At 35.4% G+C, this 24,284-nt stretch carries 26 protein-coding genes and 1 rRNA gene; 1 reads left to right on the forward strand and 26 read right to left on the reverse strand.

Annotated features, from left to right (window positions below; all coding sequences use genetic code 11):
- Nucleotides 1–69: 69 nt before the first annotated feature.
- The 16 genes from mfd to metG form a co-directional block, all read right to left on the reverse strand.
- Nucleotides 70–3,600, reverse strand: a complete 3,531-nt coding sequence (mfd, locus tag DPQ31_RS00235; protein WP_000579697.1) for a transcription-repair coupling factor — start codon at nt 3,598–3,600, stop codon at nt 70–72.
- Nucleotides 3,601–3,705: 105 nt separating this feature from the next.
- Nucleotides 3,706–3,930, reverse strand: coding sequence for an anti-sigma-F factor Fin family protein (locus DPQ31_RS00240; protein WP_000399441.1), 225 nt, complete (start codon nt 3,928–3,930; stop codon nt 3,706–3,708).
- A 70-nt stretch (nt 3,931–4,000) separates the two neighbouring features.
- Nucleotides 4,001–4,561: an aminoacyl-tRNA hydrolase gene (pth, locus tag DPQ31_RS00245; RefSeq protein ID WP_079520253.1), complete on the reverse strand. Its 561-nt coding sequence runs from the start codon at nt 4,559–4,561 to the stop codon at nt 4,001–4,003.
- A gap of 72 nt (nt 4,562–4,633) precedes the next feature.
- On the reverse strand, nt 4,634–5,587 hold the full coding sequence (locus DPQ31_RS00250) for a ribose-phosphate diphosphokinase (RefSeq protein WP_000107420.1): 954 nt from the start codon (nt 5,585–5,587) through the stop codon (nt 4,634–4,636).
- An 18-nt stretch (nt 5,588–5,605) separates the two neighbouring features.
- Entirely contained in the window at nt 5,606–6,985 is a 1,380-nt protein-coding gene (gene glmU / locus DPQ31_RS00255) for a bifunctional UDP-N-acetylglucosamine diphosphorylase/glucosamine-1-phosphate N-acetyltransferase GlmU (protein WP_000071045.1), read from the reverse strand.
- Nucleotides 6,986–7,309: 324 nt separating this feature from the next.
- Nucleotides 7,310–7,603 carry a septation regulator SpoVG gene (gene spoVG, locus DPQ31_RS00260; protein ID WP_000454042.1) on the reverse strand — a complete coding sequence of 98 codons (294 nt, stop codon included), beginning with the start codon at nt 7,601–7,603 and terminating at the stop codon, nt 7,310–7,312.
- A gap of 152 nt (nt 7,604–7,755) precedes the next feature.
- Nucleotides 7,756–8,130, reverse strand: a complete 375-nt coding sequence (locus tag DPQ31_RS00265; protein ID WP_000869822.1) for a RidA family protein — start codon at nt 8,128–8,130, stop codon at nt 7,756–7,758.
- A 125-nt stretch (nt 8,131–8,255) separates the two neighbouring features.
- On the reverse strand, nt 8,256–9,104 hold the full coding sequence (gene purR / locus DPQ31_RS00270; protein ID WP_000702479.1) for a pur operon repressor: 849 nt from the start codon (nt 9,102–9,104) through the stop codon (nt 8,256–8,258).
- 54 nt (nt 9,105–9,158) lie between these two features.
- Nucleotides 9,159–10,028, reverse strand: coding sequence for a 4-(cytidine 5'-diphospho)-2-C-methyl-D-erythritol kinase (gene ispE, locus DPQ31_RS00275; protein ID WP_000772089.1), 870 nt, complete (start codon nt 10,026–10,028; stop codon nt 9,159–9,161).
- A 197-nt stretch (nt 10,029–10,225) separates the two neighbouring features.
- Entirely contained in the window at nt 10,226–10,405 is a 180-nt protein-coding gene (gene sspF / locus DPQ31_RS00280) for an acid-soluble spore protein SspF (RefSeq protein ID WP_001985066.1), read from the reverse strand.
- Nucleotides 10,406–10,496: 91 nt separating this feature from the next.
- Nucleotides 10,497–10,757: a biofilm formation stimulator Veg gene (gene veg, locus DPQ31_RS00285; protein WP_000044348.1), complete on the reverse strand. Its 261-nt coding sequence runs from the start codon at nt 10,755–10,757 to the stop codon at nt 10,497–10,499.
- A 238-nt stretch (nt 10,758–10,995) separates the two neighbouring features.
- Entirely contained in the window at nt 10,996–11,859 is an 864-nt protein-coding gene (yabG, locus tag DPQ31_RS00290) for a sporulation peptidase YabG (RefSeq protein ID WP_001173740.1), read from the reverse strand.
- Nucleotides 11,860–11,969: 110 nt separating this feature from the next.
- The gene (gene rsmA, locus DPQ31_RS00295; RefSeq protein ID WP_000651557.1) at nt 11,970–12,848 is read right to left on the reverse strand and encodes a 16S rRNA (adenine(1518)-N(6)/adenine(1519)-N(6))-dimethyltransferase RsmA; all 879 of its coding nucleotides are present in this window, start codon (nt 12,846–12,848) and stop codon (nt 11,970–11,972) included.
- Nucleotides 12,845–13,402, reverse strand: coding sequence for a ribonuclease M5 (gene rnmV, locus DPQ31_RS00300; RefSeq protein ID WP_000692838.1), 558 nt, complete (start codon nt 13,400–13,402; stop codon nt 12,845–12,847). Before rnmV ends, rsmA begins: the two co-directional genes overlap by 4 nt.
- A 219-nt stretch (nt 13,403–13,621) precedes the next feature.
- Nucleotides 13,622–14,389, reverse strand: a complete 768-nt coding sequence (locus DPQ31_RS00305; protein ID WP_000895828.1) for a TatD family hydrolase — start codon at nt 14,387–14,389, stop codon at nt 13,622–13,624.
- A gap of 168 nt (nt 14,390–14,557) precedes the next feature.
- The gene (metG, locus tag DPQ31_RS00310) at nt 14,558–16,540 is read right to left on the reverse strand and encodes a methionine--tRNA ligase (RefSeq protein WP_395933292.1); all 1,983 of its coding nucleotides are present in this window, start codon (nt 16,538–16,540) and stop codon (nt 14,558–14,560) included.
- Nucleotides 16,541–17,047: 507 nt separating this feature from the next.
- On the opposite strand from metG, the gene DPQ31_RS00315 reads away from it, so the two are divergent.
- Nucleotides 17,048–17,332 carry a transition state genes transcriptional regulator AbrB gene (locus DPQ31_RS00315; RefSeq protein WP_000843036.1) on the forward strand — a complete coding sequence of 95 codons (285 nt, stop codon included), beginning with the start codon at nt 17,048–17,050 and terminating at the stop codon, nt 17,330–17,332.
- A gap of 20 nt (nt 17,333–17,352) precedes the next feature.
- Here the strand turns inward: DPQ31_RS00315 and rsmI are convergent, their stop codons facing one another.
- The 10 genes from rsmI to rrf form a co-directional block, all read right to left on the reverse strand.
- Nucleotides 17,353–18,228 carry a 16S rRNA (cytidine(1402)-2'-O)-methyltransferase gene (rsmI, locus tag DPQ31_RS00320; RefSeq protein ID WP_000267798.1) on the reverse strand — a complete coding sequence of 292 codons (876 nt, stop codon included), beginning with the start codon at nt 18,226–18,228 and terminating at the stop codon, nt 17,353–17,355.
- Nucleotides 18,197–18,487, reverse strand: a complete 291-nt coding sequence (locus DPQ31_RS00325) for a GIY-YIG nuclease family protein (protein ID WP_000414346.1) — start codon at nt 18,485–18,487, stop codon at nt 18,197–18,199. Before DPQ31_RS00325 ends, rsmI begins: the two co-directional genes overlap by 32 nt.
- Complete coding sequence (locus DPQ31_RS00330; RefSeq protein WP_001055365.1) at nt 18,474–19,214, reverse strand: tRNA1(Val) (adenine(37)-N6)-methyltransferase; 741 nt, start codon at nt 19,212–19,214, stop codon at nt 18,474–18,476. Before DPQ31_RS00330 ends, DPQ31_RS00325 begins: the two co-directional genes overlap by 14 nt.
- A 121-nt stretch (nt 19,215–19,335) precedes the next feature.
- Nucleotides 19,336–19,686 (reverse strand): DNA replication initiation control protein YabA, encoded by a 351-nt coding sequence (yabA, locus tag DPQ31_RS00335; protein ID WP_000412058.1) that lies wholly within the window; start codon nt 19,684–19,686, stop codon nt 19,336–19,338.
- Between the two features lie 14 nt (nt 19,687–19,700).
- Entirely contained in the window at nt 19,701–20,528 is an 828-nt protein-coding gene (locus tag DPQ31_RS00340; protein ID WP_000272428.1) for a PSP1 domain-containing protein, read from the reverse strand.
- Between the two features lie 5 nt (nt 20,529–20,533).
- Nucleotides 20,534–21,517: a DNA polymerase III subunit delta' gene (gene holB / locus DPQ31_RS00345; RefSeq protein ID WP_000169567.1), complete on the reverse strand. Its 984-nt coding sequence runs from the start codon at nt 21,515–21,517 to the stop codon at nt 20,534–20,536.
- Between the two features lie 35 nt (nt 21,518–21,552).
- Nucleotides 21,553–22,179 (reverse strand): dTMP kinase, encoded by a 627-nt coding sequence (gene tmk / locus DPQ31_RS00350; protein WP_000677212.1) that lies wholly within the window; start codon nt 22,177–22,179, stop codon nt 21,553–21,555.
- Nucleotide 22,180: 1 nt separating this feature from the next.
- Nucleotides 22,181–23,602, reverse strand: a complete 1,422-nt coding sequence (locus DPQ31_RS00355) for an aminotransferase class I/II-fold pyridoxal phosphate-dependent enzyme (protein WP_098912725.1) — start codon at nt 23,600–23,602, stop codon at nt 22,181–22,183.
- Nucleotides 23,603–23,680: 78 nt separating this feature from the next.
- Entirely contained in the window at nt 23,681–23,860 is a 180-nt protein-coding gene (locus tag DPQ31_RS00360; protein ID WP_097958136.1) for a sigma factor G inhibitor Gin, read from the reverse strand.
- A 190-nt stretch (nt 23,861–24,050) separates the two neighbouring features.
- Nucleotides 24,051–24,166: ribosomal RNA gene (gene rrf / locus DPQ31_RS00365) — 5S ribosomal RNA — on the reverse strand.
- Between the last annotated feature and the right edge of the window lie 118 nt (nt 24,167–24,284).

Genomic DNA, 24,284 nt, shown 5'->3' on the forward strand with positions numbered 1-24,284 from the left:
AACTGTTAGACATAGTATTTTACACATTAGTTCTTCTATGCACGTCGAATTGTATTTTTTTATCTAATATTAGGCATTTATTACTTCTTTTTTTACATCTGGTAAGCCTTTTAATAAATTTTCAGCAATTGTTAACCACTTCGATGTCTCTAATCCATTCGTTTTCATAACGATTTTCAATTGTGATCCTTCCATTCCAAGACCGATCATACGCCCAAAACTATTTCCAAGCATGAATAATTTTCCACCATCAATATTTTGGCTTGCTTGTTCTGAGAACAGAATTGTTACTTCAAATTTATTTTGCTTAATTAATTCGATTTGTTCTTTCATTGCCAATACTTTAATATTTGCAATTTGTAATAAATAACCAACTTCTTGTGGGTAATCACCAAATCTATCGATCATCTCTTCCTGTAATTCTTCAATATCCTCAATTGTAGAAACACCTCTAAATTGTTTATACATCATAATCTTTTGTTTACTATCTGAAATATAAGCATCTGGTAAATACGCATCTACTTCTAAATCAATTTCAACATTAACTGTATTTTCAACTCCATCGGTTCCTCTGCGCTGTTCAATTGCATCTTTTAACATTTGAGAATATAGATCAAATCCGACAGAATCAATAAACCCGTGTTGTTCTGCCCCTAACAAGTTACCCGCACCACGAATTGATAAATCTCTCATCGCAATTTTGAAACCAGATCCAAGCTCTGTGAACTCTTTAATTGCTTGTAGACGTCTCTCTGCAACTTCTGATAGCACTTTATCACGTTTGTATGCAAAGTATGCATATGCAACGCGATTAGAACGCCCAACACGCCCACGAAGCTGATACAACTGCGATAGTCCCATACGATCTGCATCAAATACAATTAACGTATTAACGTTCGGGATATCTACACCTGTTTCAATAATTGTTGTACTTACAAGAACATCATGCTGTCCCTCTAAAAACGATAGCATAACAGACTCTAATTCACTTTCGTTCATTTTCCCATGTGCGTATGTTACACGAGCGTCTGGAACTAGCATCGAAATTTCATCTGCTTTTCTTTCGATATCCTCTACCCGGTTATATAAGAAGTAAATTTGCCCACCTCTTGCAAGCTCTCGCTCTATCGCTTCTCTCATTAACGCTGGATTATATTCCACCACATACGTTTGGACTGGGAAACGATTTTCTGGTGGCGTTTCAATGACAGATAAGTCACGCACACCAAGCATAGACATGTGAAGTGTACGTGGAATTGGCGTTGCCGTTAGGGTTAACACATCAACATTTGCTTTTAATTGTTTAATTTTTTCTTTATGCGTCACACCAAATCTTTGTTCTTCATCAATAATAAGAAGTCCTAAATCTTTATAAGTAACATCTTTAGATAAAATACGATGCGTTCCGATTACAATATCTACTGTGCCATCTTTTAACCCCTTAAGCGTTTCGTTTTGTTGTTTCCGCGTGCGGAATCTACTTAGTAACCCTATATTAATCGGGTAATCTTGAAAACGCTCTCGAATTGTTTCATAGTGTTGTTGTGCCAGAATTGTTGTCGGTACTAAAATCGCAACTTGTTTTTCATCCATGATTGCTTTAAATGCTGCACGAATAGCTACTTCGGTCTTTCCATATCCTACATCACCACAAAGAAGCCTATCCATCGGACGTCCGCGTTCCATATCTTTCTTAATTTCTTCAATAGAACGTAATTGGTCATCTGTCTCTTGATACGGGAAGGAAGATTCAAATTCTTGTTGTTCTGCCGTATCTGGTGTATATGCATAGCCTTTTGAAGCTTCGCGCTCAGCATATAATTTAATTAGGTCATCTGCAATGTCTTGTACAGATTTTTCAACCTTCGTTTTGACCTTCTTCCAATCGTTCCCGCCTAATTTATAAACTTTCGGATCCTTACCTTCAGAACCCACATATTTTTGCACTTGATCGATTTGTTCAATTGGAACATATAGCTTATCGTTACCTTGATATTTAATATTTAAATAATCTTTATGAACACCATTAATCTCTAATGTCTCAATACCTAAAAATTTACCTATACCATGATTTACATGAACTACATAATCTCCAACTTTTAATTCCGAATAACTTTTAATACGCTCAGCATTAGATAACTTTTGCTTACGTTGTGATTTTTTAACTTTCTTATGAAAAAGCTCCTTTTCAGTAATGACAACGAGCTTTTGCATCGGCATTTCAAATCCTGCATGTAAATCACCTACAGCAATCTGTAACCTTCCAGGCAATAAAATATCTGTGCCCTCTACAATATCCGCTTCAATATCATAATCACTTAAAATATGTTGTAGTTTTTTTACACGTTCATCATCTGTTCCAAGCACAACAGTCGTAAAGTGCCCTTCATTCCATCTATCAATTTCAGTTTTTAATAACTGCATCTGCCCATGGAAATCTTGCATTGTTTTACATGTCACATTCACAATGTTTTGCGGATGCGTATGTGCTATATGGCGTAAGAATAACGTTAAATATACAAAACTTCTTTTTTTATGATGAAGAAATCCCTCAAATGAGTGGGAGAAAGATAAATCCTGAATTATTGTTCCTTCACCAAGAAGTGATATATACCATTCCGCTTCTTCCGTTTCAAGATGTGATGCTGTTTCTTGAATACGAGAGATTTCATCTAAAATTACAACACCATCTTCTGGTAAATAATCTATCAGACTAGCAGGTTCTTTATAGAAAATAGATAAATATTTAAACATCTGTTCTATACTTTGGCCATTTTTCAACATTTCAATTTCATGACTTACTGTCTCAAGCACTGCAGTCTTTAATTTGTCATCGGAAAGTTTTTGCATCGTCTTAGTCAAACCTTCTTCAAGATGCTTAATTCCCGATTTCAATTCTTCCTGTGAAAATAAAAACTCTGTTGCCGGACCAAACTTAACACTTTCCTTTTTATCTTGAGAACGCTGTTCATCCACATCAAATAATCGAATAGAATCGACTTCTGTATCGAAGAATTCAATACGGAATGGTAATTCTTCAGTTAATGGGTAAATATCTAATATGCCCCCGCGCAAACTGAACTCCCCCGGAGCTTCTACCATCGACTTACGTTCGTAGCCAATATGATGTAATGTATGCAAGAGCGCCTCTAAATCAATCTCTTGCCCTAGATTAATTTCAATTTGCTTTTGCTTCCATAATTCTTTTATCGGTAAAAATCTACGTAATCCTGCGACTGGCGCTACAATAACCCCATTCTCTCCTGCCGCTAAACGATTTAGCACCTCAATGCGTTGCGCTTTTAATTCTGGACTTGCAACACCGATTTCTGATGCAATTAATTCGTTTACTGGGTACAGCCATACATCTTTTTCACCAAGTAATGCCACTAAATCTTCATGTACCTTTTGTGCTTGATATAGATTGTGTGTGACAATAAGTTGCGATTTCTTTGTTTTTTTATATAAAGCTGCCATTAATAATGAACGAGAAGATGTTGCCATACCTGATATAAGTTGTTCTTTTAAACCATCTTCTAACCCATTAATAACCGATTGTATTTCTTCATTTTTATAAAATTGCTCTAATAAACCTATCATTATCAAAACTCCTCTCAACATAAAGAGCAAGTCACCATATTTTATGCAAATATTTTGGAAAAAGAAAACAGAAAAATGCTTTGGACATGCCAAAGCGACAACATTTTATTGTAGAAATTTTTCATATTCATAATACTCAGGATAAGATGCGAGCGTTTCTTGGCACGATTCACAAATCGTTTTTATATATATATTTCCATTCTCATGAAAATGAATCATCTCTACTACCTCTTGCTCTGTTAGTTGAAATAAAACGTCGCTATATACTTTTTCTGCGGTAACGGAGCCTACATTACTCCCGCAATGCCTACAATAATAATACCCTTCCATACTAGCCTCCTAAATATCCAGTTACTACTAGTATGGGTAAAAATAAAATAAAATATTCCCAATCATAACCTTAACTGTTGAAAGTATTCATGATTTGGAGAAAAGGCTTATTTAACCACTCTTCACATGCATCCGCTGCTTTTTCAATGGAATGATTGACATCAGGAATCTCTTCGGATGTAAAACGTCCTAATACGTAATCTACTACCTTCATCCCATTTTTCGGGCGATCAATTCCCATACGGATACGTTGAAACTCTTGCGTTCCTAAATGCGAAATTGTTGATTTCACGCCATTATGTCCACCGGCACTCCCTTTCATACGAAGGCGTAATTTACCTACCGGGATATCTAAATCATCATACATAACAACGAAATCATCAACATCAATTTTATAGTAATCCATAAGTGGACGAATACTTTCCCCAGATAAATTCATATATGTAAGTGGCTTTAATAAGATTACTTTTTCTCCATTAACAAATCCTGCACCAAATACGCCTTTAAACTTCTGTTCATTCAAAGAAATGTTCCAACGCTTTGCAAGTTCATCAATTGCCATAAATCCAATATTATGCCTTGTTAATTCATATTCTCTACCTGGGTTCCCAAGTCCTACTATCAATTTCATTCTTGTACCACTACTTTCTTTTTTCGATACGAAAAGACGTAACCAAGCTTGGTTACGTCTCATTCTATCCAATTAATTGAATAATACACTTACAGATTCTTCTTCGTATACACGAATGATTGCTTCTCCAATTAATGGAGCAACTGAAAGTTCATGTACTTTGTCGATTTTCTTTTCTTCTGGTAATACGATAGAGTTCGTTACAACTAACTCTTTAATATTCGAATTTTGAATACGTTCAATTGCTGGGCCAGATAATACTGGGTGTGTACAGCAAGCATATACTTCAGAAGCACCGTTCTCAACAAGAGCGTTTGCTGCTAATGTAATTGTACCAGCTGTGTCAATGATGTCATCAATTAAAATTGCTGTTTTGCCTTCGATGTTACCGATAATGTTCATTACCTCTGATACATTCGGACGAGGACGACGTTTATCAATAATAGCGATTGGCGCTTTTAGGCGATCTGCCATTTTTCTAGCACGAGTTACACCACCATGGTCAGGTGATACGATTACGATGTCTTTAAGACCTTTTGTTTCAAAGTAATCTGAAAGAATCGGTACACCCATTAAGTGGTCGATTGGGATATCAAAGAATCCTTGAATTTGTGGAGCATGTAAATCTAGAGTGATTACACGAGTTGCACCTGCTGTTTCAAGCAAGTTTGCTACAAGTTTCGATGTAATTGGTTCACGAGAACGCGCTTTACGGTCTTGACGCGCATAACCATAGTAAGGAATAACAATATTAATTGTTTTTGCAGATGCACGCTTTAATGCATCGATCATAATAAGTAATTCCATGATATGTTCGTTTACTGGGAAGCTTGTAGATTGAATAATGAATACATCGCAACCACGGATACTTTCTTCAATGTTAATTTGAACTTCTCCATCACTAAAACGATCAACAGAACATTTTCCTAGTCCTACTCCAATATGCTTTGCGATTTGCTCAGCAAGTTCCTTATTAGAGTTTAAAGAGAATACTTTCAAATTAGAATTTAGATATTGAGTCGACATCTAGATTAACCCTCCACATTATGATTTTTTCTTATTCAGCAATTGATCAACATAGTCTTCTTTGTTAACTTGACGTGCACGTGCTACTGATAATGCTTTTGATGGGACATTCTCTGTAATTGTAGAGCCTGCTGCCACATAAGCACCATCTTCAACTGTTACAGGAGCAACAAGATTTGAATTACATCCAATAAATACCCCGTTACCAATCACAGTTTTAAATTTATTCTTGCCGTCATAGTTCACCGTAATTGAACCACAACCAAGATTCACGTCTTCTCCAACTTGTGCATCCCCGATATAACTTAAGTGTGAGGCTTTACTTCTATTACCAAAAACAGTTTTTTTGATTTCCACGAAGTTTCCAACGCGTACTTCGTCTCCAATAACTGAATCTGGGCGAATATGTGCAAATGGACCAACCGATACTTCTGTACCAAGCTTACTATCATGTACAGTAGATTGACGAATTGTCGTACGATCTCCAATTTCACTATCGCGAATTACTGTATGCGGTCCAATTTCACAATCAGAACCAATTACAGTGTTCCCCTCAATAATTGTTCCTGGATGAAGAACTGTATCACTACCGATAATTGCATCAGCAGAAATATATGTGTTACTTGGATCAATAATTGTAACACCATTTACCATGTTCTTTCGGTTGATACGATTTTTCATAATAATTTCCGCTTGCGATAGAGCGACTCTGTCGTTAACACCTAACGTTTCATCGAAGTGCTCTGTTTGATAAGCTGATACGATATGACCTTCATTTTTTAAAATCTCAATAACATCTGGAAGGTAATATTCACCTTGTACGTTATCATTTGAAACTTTAGAAAGTGAAGCGAATAAAGCTTTATTATCAAAACAATACGTACCTGTATTGATTTCTTTAATAGCTAATTCTTTTTCATTTGCATCCTTATGCTCAACGATCTTTTCAACATGACCATTTTCGTTACGAACGATACGGCCATATCCAGCAGGCTCTTCTATGTATGCTGTTAGCACAGTTGCCATTGCTCCTGCTTCTTTGTGTTGCTGAAGTAATGCTTCCATCGTTTCAGCAGTTATTAAAGGTGTATCACCACAAATAACTAAAGTTGTTCCTTCTTCATTTGCAAGTACGCTAGCAGCTTGATCTACAGCATGCGCTGTACCAAGTTGTTCTGCTTGTAATGCAAACTCACTTACGTTTCCTAGCTGTTCTTGTACCATTTCAGCACCATGTCCAACGACCGTTACAAGTTTCTGCAATCCTAATTGAGTTACTTGATCGACTACGTGTTGTACCATAGGTTTTCCACATACAGGATGCAGCACTTTGTATAGCTTAGACTTCATACGTGTGCCTTTACCTGCAGCTAGAATCACTGCAAATCTGTTTGACATATAGACCCTCCATCGCAACCTATTTATCCATTAACGATATTATCCTAAATCATCATATATTTCAAGAAACACATTTTAACTATTAAATTTTACCATAATTCTTATAAGATGTTTTACTCTTTAGTATCTTTTTTAAGAAATAAGCTATACTATTTAAAATGATTTTGAAAAAATTAGTAGTTTCTTCTCTTCATTTTAATAAACGATGAATGTTTTAAATATAAATTATATAAAGTCAAAAAAAAAACAAACTCCTGTAAATGCTTACAGGAGTTTGCTACAAAATTATAAGACTTTCTTTCAAAAGCCCTTTTCATTCGAATTTTACGAAGCACCTGCTTCTTCAAACTCAACCTCTTCTAACTCGCCTAAACGATGATACTCCGTTAAAACCGCATCTTGAATTTTAGAGCGTGTATTAGAATTAATCGGATGTGCAATGTCACGGAATTCTCCATCTGGAGTACGTTTACTTGGCATTGCTACAAATAATCCATTATTACCATCAATTACACGAATATCATGAACAACAAATTCATGGTCTAGAGTAATAGAGGCAATTGCTCTCATGCGGCCTTCTGTGTTTACGCGGCGTAATCTTACGTCAGTCACTTCCATCTTGTGTTCACCACCCTTTTCTAAATAAGCGATATATTTGTATAAATTCCACAAATTTTCTATTTTCCCTTTAATTTTTTAAAAATTTTTAAGATAAAAATTTTTATTGCAATTGAATATAAGGATTAGTAGAGGTTATCGCTTACAAAAGGTTACTTAACTAGGGCGATTACTTCGATTTCAACTGAAACATCTTTCGGTAATTTTGCTACCTGTACACAAGAACGTGCTGGTTTATGAGTAGAGAAATAAGAACCGTATACTTCATTAACAGCATTAAAATCATCCATATCTTTTAAGAATACTGTTGTTTTTACTACCGTATCAAATGAAGCACCTGCTTCTTCTAATACTGCTTGTAAATTTTCAAATACTTGTTCTGTTTGTACTGTTACATCTCCCGTTACAAGCTCTCCACTTGCTGTTAATGGAATTTGTCCTGAACTGTAAAACATATTATTTACAATAATCCCTTGTGAATAAGGTCCAATTGCTTGTGGTGCCTTGCTTGTTTGAACAACTTTCATATTTTTTCACCCTTTTATTATTTATTTTTACTCTTTAAAAATAGTGCACGAAAAGCAGTTTGTCCATCTATTTTATAATTTATAAATAGAATAAAAAAAAGATAAAGCCATTTGCTTTACCTTTTTTATTCAACCTCTACAAGTCCTTCATCAAATGGTGTAAGTGAATAATTCCCCTTCTCCACTTGAATCGATTTTTCTTTCACATCAACTTCTGAAAGACGAATTAATGATACAAAGTTATTAATAAGTCGTTCTTCGATATCTGTGGATTCTACTAATACACCGATACCAACAACATTAGCCTTAAACTCTTCTAGCATACTCATCATACCTTGAATTGTTCCGCCAGCTTTCATGAAATCATCAATAATTAAAACGTTTGATCCCTCTGGAAGACTACGCTTTGCCAACGTCATTGTTTGTATTCGTTTAGAAGAACCTGATACATAGTTAATACTAACAGTTGGACCTTCTGTTACCTTATTATCTTTCCTCGCAATTACTACCGGTACATCTAAGTAGTTTGCCACTGCATAAGCAAGTGGAATCCCTTTTGTTGCTACCGTCATAACTGCATCGATTGGTTGCCTAGCAAAGACAGAAGCAAACAAACGACCTGCACCATTAATATGACGAGGATTACTTAAAAGATCTGTCATGTATAAGTAACCACCAGGCAAAATACGATCTGGATTTTCAAATAAGCTACAAAGCTCATCAATAATTAGATCTGCCTCTTCTTCACTTATATATGGTATATATTTCACTCCTCCTGCTGCTCCTGGTACCGTTTGCAATGTGCCGACCCCTTGTTGTTCAAACGTTTGCTTAATAATAACTAAATCTTCACTAATAGAGGATTTAGCCGATTGATACCTTTCAGCAAAAAAAGTGAGAGAAACTAGCTGACGAGGGTTTTGTAACAAGTAATATGTCATATCGACTAATCTTGTACTTCGTCTAATTTTCATACGCCCACCTCAAATCACGAATATTCTAAACAAATCATAACGTATTATACGTCTTTATTCAAGCGTTTCTCGCTCTCCTAATAAACGTACCGCATATACTTGTTCACAAAATCCTTTTAATCCGTTATAAATGCGATGCATTCGCGAATCATGGTGTACAAGTCCGAATACAGTTGGACCACTTCCACTCATTAATACAGCATCTGCTCCAAATCGTTTCATCTGTGCTTTAATACGAGCAACTTCGGGATGCATCTTAAATGTTACATCTTCTAAGACGTTACCAACAGTATCACAAATCCCTTTGTAATCCCCAGCATTGATGACATCAACCATTTTATCTACATTTGGATGTGTAACTCGATTTAGTTTTAAATTTCCATACACGTCAGCAGTAGATACACCAATATGTGGCTTCGCTAAAATAACCCAACAAGAAGGTGGCGTTTTTATATGCTCAATTCGCTCTCCTCTTCCAGTGGCAATTGCTGTCCCTCCATATACACAGAACGATACATCTGATCCAATTTCTGAGCCAAGCTCTGCTAATTCGTCAATTGTAAGCCCTAAATTCCATAATTTATTAAGACCACGTAATGTCGCTGCTGCATCACTACTTCCACCTGCTAATCCAGCTGCTACTGGAATCGTTTTTTCAATAGTAATAGATACACCTTTTTTCACATTAAACTTCTCTTTTAATAATTTCGCTGCTTGATAAGCTAAATTTCGTTGGTCGTCTGGGACATACCGATTATGGGATAAAATTTCAATACGGTCTTCTGCTAATTCCATTAGTTCTAAACGATCCGCTAAATCAATTGTTGTCATAATCATTTTCACTTCATGATATCCGTCTTGTCTTTTTCCCAGTACATCTAACGACAGATTAATCTTTGCTGGTGCTTTCACTAGTAGCTTCAATCTATTCACCCACTCTATGTACTCAATCTTTTATCGTTTATTTTACCATAAATTTATAGTAAGACGATGACACTTCCCTAATTATAACGAAAAGCATTCAGAATGAAACTACTTATGTAAAATGATGGCACCTTTCAGAGTACAAAAAGCCGAGGAATCTCTCCTCGGCTACCGTAGCATAGAAAGTAATCTTACAACTACTGGTTTTGTTTCATTAATTGCTGTTCTGCAATTTCTATAGCGCGTTTCACCATATTACCAGCATCTTTCGCACGAATTCCGCCCCATCCTTCTTTCTGAACAACATCATAAAAGCCCAGCTCTTTTGCTAGCTCTTCTTTAAACTGGTTTGACATGACACCTCTTCGTCTACTCAATGCAGAGTCCCCCCTTATTTTGCTACGGTATAATTAGTATGCAAAATAATATAACTTTTCATTTGTGGGAATATATGTAACGACACATGAGTTATAAAATAATTTCATTATGGGGTTCACCATAAAATGTTAACTCTACCGTCTCTGTTAAAACATCTGCATAACTATAAGATACACGTTGCAATGCATCTTCTTGTTGGTCTAACTGTACAACAAACACAGAACGATAAGTTTCTGCAAGTACACCTGATTGCTCCACTGTTTTTCTTCTTCCGCTATTCGCCTTTAACATAAGTCGCTGTCCAAGATGGTGATCTAATTCGCTTTTAATTTCATCTAAACGTTTTGACATATACCTTGCTACACCTCGCTGTAATTTAGATTGAACACTTAAAACACGATATATCTATCCCAATTATTAACCGCAATTCACAGACTATATCATTATAAAAGCATCATGCGTTCGAATAGATAGAAGAAATACTATATTGTAAAAGTATCATTGTATAGTCTTTACGCTCTTACCACTTTTTATCCAAATTCATTTCATTCTCTTACGCATAAAAAAGCAAGATACGTATGTACCTTGCTTATTCTTCATAATGTTGGAAGGGTAATCCTGTTCGTAAAATCCCTCTCGTTTCAATTCCACCCAGTCCTTTTTCACCAGTAATCGTATTACGTACAACATCCCATACATTTACTCTCTCCATAAATGAAGTGAAGCTAATTTTACCAACTACATACACAGGGTCTAGTGCATGAATGTTAATCCTAGACGGAGAACTAGCAAAGTTAGCACCCGCTCGAATTAACGCCTCGAAATGCGATTGACACGCCCCAGCAAAAATAACGAGTTGATCCAATGATGGATATTTTTTTCGTACTTCTCGGACAGCCTGTACAAAATGCCTTGAATGCCTATATGCTGCTAAATCTCCCTTTACCCCTTTGGATTTTGTATAGGCATCGTGTCCTGTAATAACTAAAATGTCTGGGCGGAAATGATCTATTAAGTCTACTACCTTTTCGTGCATCTCTGTTTCCTTACAATGAACACCTTGTACAGGAACACCAATTTTATTATATAGGTCTAAACACTTGCGCAAATACAAAGGGTCCCCATCTATATGCAATACGCGTCCTGGCATTTGAAAGTAATTCACTTCACTTGTGTATCCACCAGTTGAAGTGTGTTCATGCCTTTGTTTCATCAATACATAATCTTGTTGAAATAAACGGTACGTGCGCTCCATTGTTTCTTTTTCACGCTTCACTCTTTTTTTATGTTCTCGTTGATCTATACTAATTAAATCTTCAAGCGGCGCATCTGCCACAAGTCTAATTTCCTCCCCAAACAATATAGCTATCTCGCCTTTTATTTCTATAATACGAAAAAGGATATCCCTATTATGAGAATATCGTTCCACTAATTCTCCAACATGTAAAGCCATTCTCCTACCTCCAAACTCGTTAGGCCATCTTACCTGTTTTTAAAGTATGAATTTAGGAAAGGAAAGGTGACAAAAGGGACAGCTCAAATTGAACTGTCCCTTTCATATCCTTATGATAACTTATGAAGAACTAATGCGTTACTTAATGTTGCAAACTCTTCGATAGATAGCGTTTCGCCTCTTCGCTTTGGATCAATTCCTACTTCTGTTAAAATTCGATCCAACAGCTCTTTATCTTTCGGGAAACCATTTAAATTATTCGATAAATTATTCATTAAAGTTTTACGGCGCTGTGCGAAACTTGCTCTTACTACTTCAAAGAAGAAAGTCTCATTTGTCACTTCTACAACTGGTTTCGGACGCTTTAGAAGACGGATAATCGCAGAATCAACATTTGGTTGTGGTACAAACACTGTACGCGGTACAGTCATAACTGTTTCTACCTCTGTATAATACTGAATAGCAATTGATAAAGAACCATATTCTTTCGTTCCAGGTTTAGCAGCTAAACGATCTCCAACTTCTTTTTGCATCATAACAACAAATCCACGAACCGGTAATTTTTCTTCAAGCAATTTAAATAAAATTGGCGTTGTAATATAGTATGGTAAATTAGCTACTACCATTACATCTTGTCCTTCTTCAAATTGCTCACTAAACACTTCGTGTACATCTGCCTTTAGTACATCTTTATTTATAACTGTAACGTTACTATATGGAGCTAACGTCTCGTCTAAAATTGGTAATAATCTTTGATCAATTTCAAAAGCCACCACTTTTTTAGCACGCTTCGCTAACTGCTCTGTTAACGCACCGATACCTGGTCCAATCTCAATTGCACCACTTTCTGAACCGATTTCTGCGTGATCAACAATACGATTTAATACATTTGTATCAATTAAGAAATTTTGTCCTAAACTTTTTTTGAATGAGAATCCATACTTTTCAACAATGTCTTTCGTACGATTCGGCGTTGCGATATCTTTCATTTCTTTTCCTCCTGTATTACTTGTTTATAAGCTTCTGCAAACGTCTCTTTTGAAACTTGAAACATCTGTAAACGTTTATGTAACTGTTTTGCATTTGTATAACCAATCTTTAATAGCTTACCCATTCTTTCTCTGCGACTCTTTGCCATTTCTCCGCCCACTAAGCCTGCATCGACTAGATCACTCCAACTAATTTCACTTGTGTAAGCTTCCATTTCTTCATGTATATTCTCTAAAGCACGGCGAATCGATTCATTAGAAGCGTGTTCAATTCCAACACCTTTTTTTCTTTTAGCAAGCGCTTCTTCCTTCGGTAAGAAAGCATGCTTACATCCAGGTACCTTGTCAGAAATAATTTTTCGAATACGCTCTCCTGGATAATCCGGATCTGTAAAAATAATAACGCCTCGTTTTTGCTGCGCTAATTTAACTTGCTCAATAACATGATCACCGATTGCTGAACCGTTCGTTTCAATTGTATCCGCATCAACAGCACGCTTAATTGCAACTGTATCATCTTTACCTTCTACAACGATAATCTCTTTAATTTTCATGCTTGCCTCCACACTCATTTCGTCTCTACTTAGTAAAACAAAAAAATGACGACTTTTCCATTATTATTTTCCCCATTCTTACATTTTAAAAAATAGACTGGTACAAACTTTGTTCTCTCTCCTTATTGTAACACTTCCTAATTTCCCCTTATCTTCTCTTTCGCTTCTACTATTTCTTTTCTCAAAAAATAAAAAAGAATGGGTTCTCCCATTCCTTTTTTATTCAACACCAAATAAAGCCTTTGCATTTTTTGTTGTAACTTCTGCTACTTCCTCATAAGAAATCCCCTTTAAATTCGCAATTTCTTCTGCTACAAGCTTTACATAACTCGGTTCATTTCGCTTCCCTCGAAATGGATGTGGTGTTAAATATGGACAATCCGTCTCTATTAACAATTTCTCTAAAGGAATCTCTACTGCAACTTCTTTCGGTTTCTTAGCATTTTTAAATGTAACCGGTCCACCTAATGAAATTAAAAAGTTCATATCAACACATCGCTGTGCTACTTCGACACTACCACTAAAGCAATGCATAATGCCCCCTACTTCAGCCGCATTCTCTTCCTCTAGAATATCAACAATATCTTGAGTTGCATCACGGTTATGTATAATGATTGGTAATTTCACTTTTTTAGCTAATGCAATTTGTTTACGGAATACTTCCTTCTGTATTTCTTTAGGGGACTTATCCCAGTGATAATCTAGTCCCATTTCTCCAATTGCAACGACTTTAGGATGTGAAGCTAATTCTTCTAACCAAGCTAAATGTTCTTCTTTCATGTCGATAGCATCTACAGGATGCCATCCAACTGCAGCGTAAATAAAATCATAAGCCTCAGCTAATTCAATCGCTTTTTTTATCGTTACTTCATCAAATCCAACAACAACTGTATATGTAACTCCTGCTTCTTTCATTCGTGCAATAACTTCTTGTAAATCTTCTTCAAACTGCTCTGCATTTAAATGTGAATGTGTATCAAACAACATAATAAATAACTCCTTTTATATTGAAATCAATTCTATCATAGAGAAAAACGATTTTCTTTCTAACTCAACGATAACAATACTACAATTTTAATGCAAAAAAAGGAAATTTAAAAAGAAAAAAGACGCTTCACACATGTTACACGTGAAACATCTCTTTTCTTGCCTTAATTACTTGATTTTTGTACCATTCGGAAGATTTTGGTCGATTGTTGCTAATGACAATACTCCATTCTCTTCACCCGCTAAAATCATACCTTGTGATAATTCACCGCGTAATTTTACAGGTTTTAAGTTTGTTACACAAATAACTTTTTTACCTTGTAAGTCTTCCGGAGAATAGAATTTTGCAATACCTGAAACAACCTGGCGCTTTTCTGTACCTAAATCAAGCTGGATTTTTAACAGCTTATCTGCTTTTTTTACAGGTTCAGCCGATATTACTTCAGCTACTCGTAATTCTACTTTAAAGAAATCATCAATTGTAATTTCTTCTGCCTGCGGTTCTTCTTCTTTTTTCTCTTCTACTTTAGGCGCAGAGCTCTTCATTTGATCTTTAATATACTCTACTTCTACTTCCATTTCCAAACGAGGGAAAATTGGGTTTCCTTTTTCTACTTTTGTTCCACCTGGAATACATCCAATTGTAGATAGGCTTTCCCAAGATTTATGTGCTTCTTCAGTAAGACCAAGTTGAGCAAACATCTTGCTTGGTGCTACTGTTAAGAATGGCATAAGCATAATACCTGTTTGACGAAGTACTTCTGCTAAATGAGCCATTACAGAAGCTAACTTTTCACGATCATTTTCATCCTTCGCTAATACCCACGGTTGTGTTTCATCAATATATTTATTCGTACGGCTAACCAATTGCCAAATTGAGCTTAGCGCTACAGAGAATTCCATATTTTCCATTGCGTCTTCTACTTTTTGCAATGTATTTTTTGCAAACGTTACTAACGTTTCATCGAATTCCGTTACATTTGCTTTAAATGCAGGTATTTCTCCGTTAAAGTACTTATCAATCATAGCTACTGTACGATTTAATAAGTTACCTAAGTCATTTGCTAAATCGAAGTTGATACGTTCAACAAATCCTTCTGGTGTGAATACGCCATCAGATCCGAACGGAACTTCTCGAAGTAAGTAATAACGTAATGCATCTAATCCGTAACGATCAATTAATGTAACTGGATCTACTACGTTTCCTTTTGACTTACTCATTTTTCCATCCTTCATTAAAATCCAGCCATGAGCAAAGACCTTTTTCGGAAGAGGTAAATCTAATGCCATTAAAATGATTGGCCAATAAATTGTATGGAAACGAACAATTTCTTTTCCGACTAAATGCACATCTGCCGGCCAGAATTTCTTATACATCTCTTCATTTTCTGTTCCATAACCTAATGCTGTAATGTAGTTAGATAATGCATCAACCCATACGTAAATAACATGTTTTGGGTTGCCTGGAACACGAACTCCCCAATCAAATGAAGTACGAGAAACTGCTAAATCTTCTAATCCTGGTTTAATGAAGTTATTAATCATTTCATTTTTACGAGACTCTGGCTGGATAAAATGTGGATTATCTTCATAGAACTTTAATAGTCTGTCGACATATTTACCCATTCTAAAGAAATATGATTCTTCACGAACAAGTTCTACATCATGACCACTATCTGGACTTTTTCCTCCAACTACTTTGTCACCTTCCATAATTGGATCTACTAATTGATGCGCTGTATAGAATGTTTCATCTTGTACAGAATACCAACCTTCATATTCATCAAGATAAATATCACCTTGGTCTACTAGTTGCTTGAAGATCTTTTCGACAACATCTTTATGACGATCTTCAGTTGTGCGAATAAAATCATCATAAGAGATATCCATCTTCTCCCAAAGCTCTTTAATTCCTGCAACAATATTATCCACGTATGCTTGTGGTGTCACATTTAACTCTTCTGCTTTCTTTTGGATCTTCTGCCCATGCTCATCAGTTCCTGTTAGATAATGAACATTGTAGCCTTGCATACGCTTATATCGTGCCATTGCATCTCCTGCTACTGTCGTATAAGCATGTCCAATGTGTAACTTTCCACTTGGATAATAAATTGGGGTAGTAATATAAAAGGACTTATTTTCCTTTGTCATTGTTTTGGACCTCCCGAATAACCTCATATGTATTTATAAATAGTATATCAAAAACTCATATATAAAGTGAAACTTTAATCCGTAGGGGTGTTTATCCCCCACAAATTATTAACTCTCACTAATCAATCTTTTACGAGCAGCCCGACTCCAACTTAACTTCTTTGCTCCAACCGCATTTTAAAGCGGGAATCTTATTGCTCGTTAACGCGGGATAAACACCAGTTAATGCTACATATCTTTATCATCTATTACTCATATTCAAACAAAATATACAACCCTACTTTTAAATAAATATATTTTTCAGAAAATAATCGCAAAAATTACTCCCATTCTATTATATATAAGAAGTAAGAAATCTATAAATCTTTTTAAAAAATATAGAATTTAAGAATTGACGGAAATGTAAATGATTGGTATCATATGTCCATAGGGTATTTTGTCGAAAAATGACGAATCAAAAAAATAGACTCGAAACTTATAAACTATTTATTTAGGAGGAAAAGAATTATGAAATCTACTGGTATTGTTCGTAAAGTTGATGAATTAGGTCGTGTTGTAATTCCAATCGAATTACGCCGTACTTTAGGTATTGCAGAAAAGGATGCACTTGAAATTTATGTTGATGACGAAAAAATCATCTTAAAAAAATATAAACCAAACATGACTTGCCAAGTAACTGGTGAAGTATCTGATGGTAACCTATCTTTAGCTGAAGGTAAAATTATCTTAAGCAAAGAAGGCGCTGAGCAAATCTTAAACGAACTTCAAGATTATATCGAAACAGCAAAATAAGCTTCTCAATTATGAGAAGCTTATTTTTTATCGACATGATAGATTTGATACACATCGCGTTTCGACAAATCTCGATCTTTAGCGACTGTTTTTATCGCCTCTTTTGAATTCATGCCTTTTTCATTTATATAATGTTCAATATGATCATATACCGAAATAGATTCCCACCATTGTTCTTCTGGAGCAGGTTCTTCCGTTGAACCAGCTACTAAAATACAAAACTCACCACGAACTTCATTTTGCTTCGTCCATTCAATTGTTTCTTCGATTGTTCCTCGAATAAATTCCTCAAACTTTTTCGTTAACTCTCGACATAATACAATTTCCCTATTGCCTAATATTTCTTGCATCGAGATTAAAGTGTCATCTAGACGATGAGGTGCTTCATAAAACATCATTGTAGTTTGCACATAGCGAAGTTTTTCTAATTCCATTTTTCGTTCCTTTTTATTTCTTTGTAAAAATCCATAGAAATAAAACTGCTTTGTTTCAAGACCCGATGCAATTAACGCTGTAAGGGCTGCATTTGCCCCAGGAAGCGGAACCACATGATATTGCTCAGCTACGGCCTCGACAACAATATCGTAGCCTGGATCGGAAATACACGGCATACCAGCATCACTAACAAGTGCTATATTCTTCCCTTCCTCTAGCTTCTCTAATATTTTCTTTCCACTTACTTCTTTATTATGCTCATGGTAACTCATGACAGGTGTTTCAATTTCGAAATAATTACAAAGTTTTTTGGTTTGTCTTGTATCTTCCGCTGCAATAACATCTACCTCTTTTAAAATCCGAATTGCACGAAATGTCATATCTTCTAAATTTCCAATTGGAGTAGGTACTAGATATAACATCCCCTTTTCATTTTGTTGAAAGCTTTTTTGCTGCCACATAGCGTTCTCCTTTTTGCATATATTCTTCTTTTTGTTTTCTCGTTAACTGCTTAAAATGATATTCAGCCTGCATAGCTGTTCGTTTATCCTCATGATTCTCTACATACCTTAAAACAACTGGAAGTCTAGCACGTGTATATCTAGCACCTTTTCCACTATTATGAGTCTGAATCCGTTTTTCTATATGATTTGTATATCCAGCATAATAACTTCCATCAGAACATTCCACCACATAAAAACAATGCTTATTCTTCTCCATATAAAATTGAACGAATCTCCTTTGTATATTCGTTATTTTCTTCGTATACAAAAAGAGGTGGTAGGATTTTTAAATCTGCGTTCCCATCCTTAATTCCTTCAATTAACAATGTATTTGCTTCTTTACCTGCCTTAGGATAAACAAATCGCACACGCTTTGGTTCAATTTTGTATTTACGCATTAATGTAACAATGTCGAGTAAACGACCTGGGCGATGTACAAACGCTACTTTCCCGCCTTGTTTTACTAGCTGACTACTTGCAGATACAACATCTTCTAACGTACACATAATTTCATGACGAGCTATTGCTAAATGTTCATTCATATTTTTCTCAGACGTTTGAGGTGTTTGAAAATAAGGAGGGTTACATGTAACAACATCATATTGATGGCGCCCAAGTTTCTCTGGCATATCTTTCAAATCTCCATGTATGAGTTGAATTCTTTCTTCTAACTTATTGTATTGAACACTTCTTATTCCCATATCATATAAACGTTCTTGAATTTCCACACCTGTAATATTCCCTTTTGTTCTCGTGCTTAATAGAAGGGGCACAACCGCATTACCTGTGCACAAATCAAGTAAATTTCCTTTTTGAATTGGCACCCAAGCAAAATCTGCAAGTAAAACGGCATCTAAAGAGAAATTAAACACCGATGGACTTTGTATAATCTTCATATCTTGCGCTAATAAATAATCTAAACGTTCATCTTCGTATAAATTCATATATTACTCCTTTTCTTACACTTAACCTACCCTATTTCATCTTCTACTAATATACAAATACATTTTGTTCTATTCTCATGTATAAAAAATTACCTTTCCAATTATAATTGGAAAGGTAATTTCACTTTTTATTTAAAAATGACAGACAGAATAAACAATCTCCCTCTTTACGTACACTTCCATAATGTAGATTGCAAATATGGAAACCTTCTTGATATAGTCTTGCTAAATTGTCATAGCCTTCACCAATATCCGTCTTCGGCTTCACTTCTTTACGTTTTTGAGCTTTTTGTTTTTCTTTATTCTGCACTTCTTCAAAACGGTGTCGCAAATTTTCATTTTCCATTTTTATATGTTGATTTTCTTCCAACAACTCTGCAAGATGTTGTTTTAATTCACCCAACTGTTTATATAAATGTCCAATTTGCTCTTCCATACTAGAAACCGATGCAAAAATATCTTTTTTCTCCACAAGCACCCACCTCATTAATCTGTGGTTTGACTCGAAACGACCCCTTTATTCACTAACTCATCTAACGTATATTCTACTATCCGTTCCTTGTCTACTAGCTCCACTTGAATTAATCTTTCTAAAATATTTAATCCGATAACACGGCCAGTACCATGTGGTGTTTGTATACGTTGATCTAAATCAGGAAGTTGTTCCTTTGCTGCCTCATATTCATCATTCTCATATTTTAAGCAACACATTAAGCGACCACATAAACCAGAAATTTTTGCAGGATTTAATGATAAATTTTGATCCTTTGCCATTTTAATGGATACAGGTTCAAAATCTCCTAAAAAAGTAGAACAACAAAGCATACGACCACATGGACCAATACCACCAAGCATCTTCGCTTCATCACGAACACCAATTTGTCTTAGTTCAATTCTCGTCCTAAAAATTGCCGCTAAGTCTTTTACTAGTTCGCGGAAATCAATCCGACCATCTGCAGTAAAGTAGAAAATAATCTTATTACGATCGAACGTATACTCTACATCTACAAGTTTCATATCTAGATTATGCTCTACTACCTTTTGTTGACAAACTTGATATGCCTCTTTCGCAGCATGTTTGTTCTCGTCAACAATGGTACGATCATTTTCATTTGCGATACGAATAACCTTTTTTAACGGTAACACAACATCGTTTTCATCAACTTGCTTTTTGGTAATAACTACTTTTCCGTATTCAATACCTCTTACCGTTTCTACAATTACAAACTCATTCTCAGAGATATCGAACTGATTCGGATCAAAGTAATATACCTTGCCGGCCTTCTTAAAGCGAACACCTACTACATCATACAAAACGGTCATCCCTCCTGCAACCGCAACACTAACTGTTCGAACACAAGCTGCGCATTTACATTAGCGTTGATTCTATTTTTTGCCTCTAATATATTAAAGAGAGCTGATACAATGCGCTTCTGAGCATAGGAAAAAGATTCAAACATCTCTTTCTGCTCATGAAAAACAAGACGATCTTCTTCTCCAAGTTGAACATATAATAAATCCTTATAAATAAGGAGCAACATATCTAAACCTTGCTGTAACTGTTCTTTCTCTCCAAAGTGTTTTCCCCATTTTTCTTGTACAAAAAAAATAGAGGCTTTATCTTTTTCGAGCGCTTCACATAATTTTATCACTAAAGTTCGTGCTTGTGCAAACCATTCATCATTACATAAAGCTAAAGCTTCATCAAAACTATTCGTAAGCTGTGCAGCTAGAGTTGATAAAGAGGACGTAATGCCTTCATCCTGTAATCTTCTACTTAAAGACTCCGTAGGTAACGGTCTAAATGTAACAACTTGACAGCGAGATAAAATCGTATTTAAAATTTGATGACTTTGTTCAGTAAGTAAAATAGCTGTTGTATCACTACTCGGTTCCTCTAGAAATTTCAATAGTGTATTTGCCGCATTTGCTGTCATACGATCTGCATGCTCGATAATATAAACTTTTTTATTTGCCTCTAATCCTGTTTTTGAAAATTCTTCCTGTAAATCATGAATTTGTTGCTTTTTAATAGATAATCCATCTGGTTTTACAATATGTAGGTTAGGGTGGTTACCTGAGTCAATTCGTTTACAATTTGTACATACATGACATGGTTCTACCTCATTCCTTTGAGAGCAGAGGAAACTCTTTGCCATTTGAATCGCTGTTGCAAACTTCCCTGTTCCTTTCCCTCCTTCTAACAAGTAAGCGTGGGATATACGCTCTTTTGCAATGCTATTCATCAACATTTTTACACCGATGGGCTGTATAGCAGAAAGCTGCTCCCACGTCTTCGTCATAATGCATACCTCACTTATTTCATTCTTTCCTTCTATTATAACAATTTATCTTCTATAATCTGAACAACTTCTTCTATAAGTTTTTCCATTGGTTGATCAGCATTTACTAATACAATACGATCAGAAAAACGTTCTACAACTTGTAAATACCCTTCACGTACACGTTTATGGAAAGAGATATCTTCCATATCTAATCGATTCACTTCGCGCCCCGCATCTTTTTCAATGCGAGCTAAACCAATCTCTGGTTCAATGTCTAAGTAAATTGTTACACTAGGCATACAGTCTTCTGTTGCGAAGCGATTTATTTCAAATACTTTATCCATTCCTAAGCCTCTTGCATATCCTTGATACGCTAAAGAGCTATCTATAAAACGATCACATAATACAAGATAGTTCTCATTAAGCGCTGGCATAACTTTTTCTACTAAATGTTGTCTACGTGCAGCAGCATAAAGAAGCGCCTCTGTACGTGCTTCCATCATCGTATATTCTTGTTTATGTAGAATTGTTCTAATATCTTCAGAAATTGCTATACCACCTGGTTCTCTCGTCGCCATTACCTTTTGTTCTTTTTGCTCAAAGTATGGTAATAATTTTTTAATTAACGTTGTTTTACCCGAACCTTCTGGCCCCTCAATTGTTACAAATAATCCCTTCATCCTAAAACCTACTTTCTATATCATACACTTTCATATCTTTCGTGCTACCTTGAAAACGAGCTCCTGTTTTCTCTAAATACATAATTTGTTCTTTATGTTCTGAAGTAATTCTCTCTCCATACATAATCAATGGAATTCCAGGCGGATATGGAATTATCATTTCCGCCGCTATCATCCCTACCACTTCTTCTATAGGTACTACTTTTGTTTTGTATCCTTCTAATTGTTTATATGTATACGGTAAAGGAGAGGATTCTCTTTTATAAGTATAACGAATAGATTCGTTCTTGTCTTTCACCTCATAATGTTCCAACGCAACTCGAATTATCTCTATAGCCCTCATGTACTCCTCTTTTGCTTGTAGAGGTAAAATAAGTAGGACATTATATGGATCTGCCATTTCTGTATATATTCCGGCCCTTTCAAATACAGACTGTAATTCATATCCTGATAACTGACAACGAGTCTGTACAGTAATCTTTAAATCATCTTGCAACGGATATTGTAAAACAGCTATTTGCGAAATGGAACACAATCCTTTTTTAAATCTCCGTAAAAACTCGACAATTTCATCATGACCTTTTTCCTTTATACTTGCTAGTGTAAAGCGCGCTATATCAAGTGAAGCCATAATTGGATATGACGGACTACTAGATTGTAGCATACTCAAATAAGCAGAAACTCTTTCTTCATTCACTAAATGACTATTTATATGTAAATAAGATCCCATTGTCATCGCAGGTAATGTTTTATGTGCAGAATGAACCACAATATCTGCACCATATGCTAATGCTGACTTTGGAAATGGTTCCCCTAAGCAAAAGTGTGCTCCATGAGCTTCGTCTACTAGAACAGGGATTTTATGTGCATGTGCATAAGCAATACTTGCTTCTAAATCTATCCCCATACCATAATAATTAGGATGCGTTAAAATGAGGGCTTTAGCATTAGGATATCTTTTAATTGCCCCTTTAATAACTTCATCACCAATTCCTACTGGTACGTTATATGCCTCATCAATCCATGGGTCTAGAAAAATTGGATTCGCACCCGCTAGTTTTAATCCATTAATGATTGATTTATGACAATTTCTTTGTACAAGGACAATATCACGCTCACCGCAGCAAGATAAAATCATTGCTAGATTTCCGACCGTTGAACCATTAATTAAAAAATAACTTTTTTCCGCACCATATACATCAGCTAATAATTTTTGTGCTTCATCTATACATTCAAACGGACTATGTAAATCGTCTAACCCTGTTAGTTCGGTTACATCAATGGATAGTATATCTTTAAACTCCCTAATGGCTTCCTGAGGGAAGTTTACACCATTCTTATGACCTGGAACATGAAAGGACAGTGGTTCTCTTTCTTTAAACTCTATTAACGCCTCATATAAAGGCATACGCTTTTGATTCATATCTATCTCTTCCTTATTATTCATTCTGTATCTATTATACAGATATTAAGGCAAAAAAAATAATAGGCAGATGCCTATTTATAAATATGATACTTCTAACTTCCGAAGCTGTTTTAAATAATATATATATTTTGGATCATCTGTCTCAGTACTCACCATATCTTTTTCACATTCATGACATATCAAATTATTATAAACATATATACCTTCTTCTCTTTTTGTCTCACAAACAATGCAAATTTCACTTTGTAATTTCATAACCTTCCCTCCCTGTATTTAAATAAACATATTTGATACCTCTATTCCTTAACAATTTACAGAAAAATATACATCCATCTCTTATATAATATGATTTACTCTTGGGCAACGTGTTTGTATTACCATTACTTCTTTTATGCACTGTTTAACAATACAAAAAAACACAAGTCAAAAGACTTGTGTTTTAGTTGCTTGGCGACGTCCTACTCTCACAGGGACAAGGTCCCAACTACCATCGGCGCTAGAGAGCTTAACTTCCGTGTTCGGTATGGGAACGGGTGTGACCTCTCTGCCATCATCACCAAACTATGAAGGCATATTCCTTCAAAACTAGATAACATTTGCTACATATTATATGGTTAAGTCCTCGATCTATTAGTATTCGTCAGCTCCACATGTCACCATGCTTCCACCTCGAACCTAT

The organism is Bacillus sp. COPE52, assembly GCF_003355115.1.
GTDB lineage: Bacteria > Bacillota > Bacilli > Bacillales > Bacillaceae_G > Bacillus_A > Bacillus_A toyonensis.